The 6,611-nt window shown below is 73.3% G+C and carries 4 protein-coding genes; all 4 read left to right on the forward strand.

All coding sequences use genetic code 11. The features are described 5' to 3' along the window. Positions 1-48: 48 nt before the first annotated feature. The 4 genes from IE241_RS23605 to sucB all read left to right on the forward strand — a co-directional run bounded on the left by IE241_RS23605 (position 49) and on the right by sucB (position 6,563). Positions 49-846 carry an adenosylcobinamide-GDP ribazoletransferase gene (locus tag IE241_RS23605; protein ID WP_190023797.1) on the forward strand — a complete coding sequence of 266 codons (798 nt, stop codon included), beginning with the start codon at positions 49-51 and terminating at the stop codon, positions 844-846. Between the two features lie 654 nt (positions 847-1,500). After that, a complete protein-coding gene (locus tag IE241_RS23610) occupies positions 1,501-3,030 on the forward strand; it encodes a leucyl aminopeptidase (RefSeq protein ID WP_190023798.1) in 1,530 nt (509 codons plus the stop codon). A gap of 304 nt (positions 3,031-3,334) precedes the next feature. After that, entirely contained in the window at positions 3,335-4,723 is a 1,389-nt protein-coding gene (gene lpdA, locus IE241_RS23615) for a dihydrolipoyl dehydrogenase (protein WP_190023799.1), read from the forward strand. 49 nt (positions 4,724-4,772) lie between these two features. Next, entirely contained in the window at positions 4,773-6,563 is a 1,791-nt protein-coding gene (gene sucB, locus IE241_RS23620; protein WP_190023800.1) for a 2-oxoglutarate dehydrogenase, E2 component, dihydrolipoamide succinyltransferase, read from the forward strand. Positions 6,564-6,611: the final 48 nt, after the last annotated feature.

Consider the following 6,611-nt stretch of genomic DNA (forward strand, 5'->3'; position numbering starts at 1 on the left):
CTCCACCGGCAACCTACTGCCCACGGCGGGCCGGATAGTGTGCCCGCGATGACCGACACGACACCCGCGCGCGCCACCCCCGGCGACGCCCTCCGCTTCGCCTTCGGCACGCTGACCGTGCTGCCCGTCCGCCTCACCCGCTGGGACCGCCCCGCCGCGCGCGGCGGCATGCTCGCGGCGCCGCTGGCGGGGCTCGCGGTGGGCGCGGGCGCCGCGGCGGCGGGGTCGGCGCTGCTGGCGCTGGGTTCGGGCCCGCTCCTGGCCGCGGTGGCCTCGGTGGCGGTACCGGCTGCCCTCACCCGCGGCCTCCACCTGGACGGCCTGGCGGACGTCGCGGACGGGCTGGGCAGCGGGAAGCCCGCGGCGGACGCGCTGCGCATCATGAAGCAGTCGGACATCGGGCCGTTCGGGGTCGTCACGCTCCTGCTCGTCCTGCTGGCACAGGTGGCGGCGCTGTCCGGGGCGTACGGGTCCTCGCCGCTGCGGGGGGCGCTCGCGGCGCTGACGGCGGCCGTGACGGCCCGCTGCGCCCTGACCCTGGCGTGCCGCCCGTCCGTACCGGCGGCCCGCCCGGAGGGCCTGGGGGCGGCCGTGGCGGGCGCGGTGCCGCCTCGCGGCGCGCTGGCCGCGGGGGTGGCGGTGGTGGCGTCCTGCGCGGCGTGGGGCACCTTCCTGGGCCCGTACGGCCCCCTCCACACGGCGGCTGCGGCCGCGGCGGGCCTCTTCTGCGCGGAACTGCTCCTCCGCAGGTGCGTGTCCCGCTTCGGCGGGGTGACGGGCGACGTCTTCGGCGCGATAGCGGAAACGGCGGCGACGACGACGCTGGTAACGCTGTCCCTGGGCTGACCCGCCCTGGTACGACACCGCCGGTAAGCACCGGGGTGGCTGATCGCCGCGGCGGCGGAGGAAATACCGGCCGGCTTCCTGAGCAACGGCCCGCCGACCACCGGGGCGGCACCGCGCCCGGCACTCCCGCGGACGCGGAAGGACCGCACCGGGCACTCCCGACCGCCGCAACGGCGAGAACCCCACTCCGCCGGCCCGGCGGTGCCCACCCCGGCTGAGCCGGTCACGGCACCGCCGGTACGCACCACGACGGCCGATCACCGCCGCGGCGGAAAGATGCCGCCCGGCTGCCGGCCAACGGCGCCGACCCCGACCGGGCGACCGCATGTCGCCGGATGCGGCAACGACCGCGTCGGCCAGCCCCGGAACACACCGTCCACCAGGCATTTCCCCACCGCCGCAACGGCGAGAACCCCACTCCGCCGGCCCGGCGGTGCCCACCCCGGCTGGGCCGGTCGCGGCACCGCCGGTACGCGCCACGACGGCCGATCACCGCCGCGGCGGACGAGAACCCGGGCCCGGCGCCAGCCGAACCGCGGGGCCTCGAAAGACCCTTGGATGCCCCCCGCAGGGATATGGCGCATACGATGCCCGGGGTGCGGCCGACCCACCCGCTCGGCCGAGAAACTCAACGGAAGTAGGGACCTCACCACCGTGTCTGCTCTGACTCTCAGCACTTCCAGTGCGGCGACGCTGCGCGCGGACGCCATCGTCGTCGGTGTGGCGAAGGGCCCGAAGGGCCCCGTCGTGGCCGCCGGCGCCGAAGCCGTTGACAAGGCTTTCGACGGCAAGCTGGCCGCCGTCCTGGAGGCCCTCGGCGCCACCGGCGGCGAGGGGGAGACGACCAAGCTCCCCGCCCCGTCCGGGCTGAAGGCCCCGGTCGTGCTGGCGGTCGGCCTGGGCGAAGCCCCGGCGAAGGACGAGGCCTTCGGCCACGAGGCCCTGCGCCGCGCCGCCGGCTCCGCGGCCCGTGCCCTGGCCGGCACCAAGAAGGCCGGGTTCGCCCTGCCCGTCGAGGACGCCGACGCCGCCGGAGCGGTCGCGGAGGGCGCCCTGCTCGGCGCGTACTCCTACCGCCCGGCCGGCAACGCCGCCGCCAAGAAGAACGACAAGGCCGACAAGGGCGCCCCGCTCGCCGAGATCGCCCTGCTGGGCGGCAAGCCGCGCGACAAGGCGTTCAAGGCCGCGACCGAGCGCGCCGCCACCGTGGCCGAAGAGGTCAACCGCGCCCGCGACCTCGTCAACATGCCGCCCAACGAGCTCGACCCGAAGACCTTCGCCGCCGCGGCCCAGACCGCCGGCAAGGAGTTCGGCCTCAAGGTCGAGGTGCTGGACGAGAAGGCCCTGCTCAAGGGCGGCTTCGGCGGCATCATGGGCGTCGGCCGCGGCTCGGACGCCCCGCCGCGCCTGGTGCGCATCGGCTACACGCACCCGAAGGCGGAGAAGACCCTGGCCCTCGTCGGCAAGGGCATCACCTACGACTCGGGCGGCATCTCCCTGAAGCCGGCCGGCCACAACGAGACCATGAAGTGCGACATGGCCGGCGCCGCCGCCGTGTTCGCCGCGGTCGTCTCCGCGGCCCGCCTGGGCCTGCAGGTCAACGTCACCGGCTGGCTGGCCCTCGCGGAGAACATGCCCTCCGGCTCCGCCACCCGCCCGGGTGACGTCCTGAAGATGTACGGCGGCAAGACCGTCGAGGTCCTCAACACGGACGCCGAGGGCCGCCTGGTCCTGGGCGACGCCCTGGCCCGCGCCTCGGAGGAGAACCCGGACGCGATCGTGGACGTCGCCACCCTGACGGGCGCCATGGTGCTCGCACTGGGCAACCGCACGTTCGGCGTCATGGGCAACGACGACGCCTTCCGCACCTCGGTCTACGAGATCGCCGAGGCGGTCGGCGAGCAGGCGTGGCCGATGCCGCTCCCCGCCGAGCTGCGCAAGGCCATGGACTCCCCGGTCGCCGACTTCGCGAACATGGGCGAGCGGATGGGCAGCGGCCTGCTCGCGGGCCTCTTCCTGAAGGAGTTCGTGGGCGAGGGCATCGCCTGGGCGCACCTGGACATCGCGGGCCCGGCCTACCACGAGAGCGCTCCGTACGGCTACACCCCGAAGGGTGGCACCGGCTCCGCGGTCCGCACGCTGGTCCGCCTGGCGGAGCACACCGCCGCGGGCGACCTCGGCTGAGCGTCACCCCCGCTCCGCCCGGCCCGTACGGTCGCACGGTCCCGCGGCTTTTGCCCGGGGCCGTGCGGATCCGTTCGCTTGTAACGAAATACCTCGGCCGTACGCGCGAGTAACCCCCGAAGGTGACGCAACAGTCGCCTCCGGGACCGGCCCGGCGTCCCGCCGTCCGTCAACAAATGCGAAGATGTTGTCTCGGCAGGACAGGGCCCCCCTAATCACAGGGCCGAAGAAACGCGGCCGAACGACAGCCGCCGCCCGGTCATCGGTGACCGGCTCCGGCGTACCCATGCATGGAGGACGTGACGTGGCGAACGACGCCAGCACCGTTTTCGACCTAGTGATCCTCGGAGGCGGTAGCGGCGGTTACGCCGCTGCCCTGCGCGGAGCGCAGCTGGGTCTGGACGTCGCCCTGATCGAGAAGAACAAGCTTGGCGGGACCTGCCTGCACAACGGCTGCATCCCCACCAAGGCGCTGCTGCACGCCGGTGAGGTCGCGGACCAGGCTCGCGAGAGCGAGCAGTTCGGTGTCAAGGCCACCTTCGAGGGCATCGACATCGCGGGCGTCCACAAGTACAAGGACGACGTGATCGCCGGCCTGTACAAGGGCCTGCAGGGCCTGGTCGCCTCCCGCAAGGTGACCTACATCGAGGGCGAGGGCCGCCTGTCGTCCCCGACCTCCGTCGATGTGAACGGCCAGCGCATCCAGGGCCGCCACGTCCTCCTCGCGACCGGCTCCGTGCCGAAGTCGCTGCCGGGCCTGGAGATCGACGGCAACCGCATCATCTCCTCGGACCACGCGCTGGTCCTGGACCGCGTGCCGGAGTCCGCGATCATCCTGGGCGGCGGCGTCATCGGCGTCGAGTTCGCCTCGGCGTGGAAGTCCTTCGGCACCGACGTCACCATCGTCGAGGGCCTGAAGCACCTCGTCCCGGTCGAGGACGAGAACAGCTCCAAGCTGCTGGAGCGCGCGTTCCGCAAGCGCGGCATCAAGTTCAACCTCGGCACCTTCTTCCAGAAGGCGGAGTACACCGCCGACGGCGTCAAGGTCACCCTTGCGGACGGCAAGGAGTTCGAGGCCGAGGTGCTGCTGGTCGCCATCGGCCGCGGCCCGGTCTCGCAGGGCCTGGGCTACGAGGAGCAGGGCGTCGCGATGGACCGCGGCTACGTCCTGGTCGACGAGTACATGCGCACCAACGTGCCGACCATCTCGGCCGTCGGTGACCTCGTCCCGACCCTCCAGCTCGCGCACGTCGGCTTCGCAGAGGGCATCCTGGTTGCGGAGCGGCTGGCCGGTCTCAACCCCGTGCCGGTCGACTACGACGGCGTGCCGCGCGTCACGTACTGCCACCCCGAGGTCGCTTCCGTCGGCATCACCGAGGCGAAGGCCAAGGAGCTGTACGGCGCCGACAAGGTCGTCGCTCTGAAGTACAACCTCGCGGGCAACGGCAAGAGCAAGATCCTCAAGACCGCGGGCGAGATCAAGCTCGTCCAGGTCAAGGATGGTGCCGTCGTCGGTGTCCACATGGTCGGCGACCGCATGGGTGAGCAGGTCGGCGAAGCCCAGCTGATCTACAACTGGGAGGCGCTGCCGGCCGAGGTCGCGCAGCTCATCCACGCGCACCCGACGCAGAACGAGGCTCTGGGCGAGGCTCACCTGGCCCTGGCCGGCAAGCCGCTGCACTCGCACGACTAAGTCCCGAGCGCACCACCATCCGCACTACTCGTAAGGAGCAACCGCAACCATGGCGGTTTCCGTAACCCTGCCGGCGCTCGGCGAGAGCGTGTCCGAGGGCACCGTCACCCGTTGGCTCAAGGCCGAGGGTGAGCGCGTGGAGGCCGACGAGCCGCTGCTCGAGGTCTCCACCGACAAGGTCGACACCGAGATCCCGGCCCCCGCGTCCGGCATCCTCGCCTCCATCAAGGTGGCCGAGGACGAGACGGTCGAGGTCGGCGCCGAGCTCGCGATCATCGACGACGGCAGCGGCGCCCCCGCCGCCGCCGAGGCTCCGGCCGCTGCCGAGGCTCCGGCCCCGGCCGCCGAGGCCCCCGCCGCCCCGGCTCCGGCCGAGGCCGCCCCCGTGGCCGAGGCGCCCGCCGCCCCGGCCGCCGCCGAGGCTCCGGCCGGCGCGGCCCAGGGCACCGACGTCGTCCTGCCCGCGCTGGGCGAGTCGGTCACCGAGGGCACCGTCACCCGCTGGCTGAAGCAGGTCGGCGAGACGGTGGAGGCCGACGAGCCGCTGCTCGAGGTCTCCACCGACAAGGTCGACACCGAGATCCCCGCCCCGGTCTCCGGCGTGCTGCTGGAGATCGCCGTCGGTGAGGACGAGGTCGCCGAGGTCGGCGCCAAGCTCGCCGTGATCGGTGCCGCGGGTGCGGCTCCGGCCGCTGCCGCTCCGGCCGCCCCGGCTGCCCCCGCCGCCGCCCCGGCCGCTCCGGTCACCCCGGCCCCGGCTGCTGCTCCGGCCGCCCCGGCGACCCCGGCTCCGGCTGCGGCCCCCGCCGCTCCGGTCGCCCCGGCCGCTCCGGCCCCCGCGCCGGCCGCCCCGGCCGCCCCCGTGGCCCCGGCCGCTCCGGCTCCGGCCGCCGCTGCCGCCGTCACCGACGGTGCCTACGTCACGCCGCTGGTGCGCAAGCTCGCCGCCGAGAACGCCGTGGACCTCACCGCGGTCCAGGGCACCGGCGTCGGCGGTCGCATCCGCAAGCAGGACGTCATCGCCGCCGCGGAGGCCGCCAAGGCCGCCCCGGCGCCGGCTCCGGCTGCTGCCGCCCCGGCCGCCGCCGCGCCGAAGGCCGCCGCCCTCCAGGCGTCGCCGCTGCGCGGTCAGACGGTCAAGATGCCGCGCATGCGCAAGGTCATCGCCGACAACATGATGAAGGCGCTGCACGGCCAGGCGCAGCTGAGCTCCGTGGTCGAGGTGGACATCACCAAGATCATGCGGATGCGCAACAAGGCCAAGGACGCCTTCGCCGCCCGTGAGGGCGTCAAGCTGTCCCCGATGCCGTTCTTCGTCAAGGCCGCCGTCCAGGCGCTGAAGGCCCACCCGGTCATCAACGCCCGGATCAACGAGGACGAGGGCACCATCACCTACTTCGACTCCGAGAACGTCGGCATCGCCGTCGACTCGGAGAAGGGCCTGATGACCCCGGTCATCAAGGGTGCGGGTGACCTCAACATCGCGGGCGTCGCCAAGAAGACCGCGGAGCTGGCCGGCAAGGTCCGCACGGGCAAGATCAGCCCGGACGAGATGTCCGGCGCGACCTTCACGATCAGCAACACCGGCTCGCGCGGTGCGCTGTTCGACACGGTCATCGTGCCCCCGAACCAGGTCGCCATCCTGGGCATCGGTGCGACCGTCAAGCGCCCGGTGGTCGTCGAGACCCCCGAGGGCACGGTCATCGCGGTGCGCGACATGACCTACCTGACGCTCTCCTACGACCACCGTCTGGTGGACGGCGCCGACGCCGCCCGCTACCTGACCGCGGTCAAGGGGCTCCTGGAGGCCGCCGAGTTCGAGGCCGAGATCGGCCTGTAGTCCTCGCGGCACGGCAGGATGTGATCAGGGCGCGGCCCCGGCTCGTTT

Origin of the sequence: Streptomyces hiroshimensis (assembly GCF_014650335.1) — a bacterium.
Classification (GTDB): Bacteria; Actinomycetota; Actinomycetes; order Streptomycetales; family Streptomycetaceae; genus Streptomyces; species Streptomyces hiroshimensis.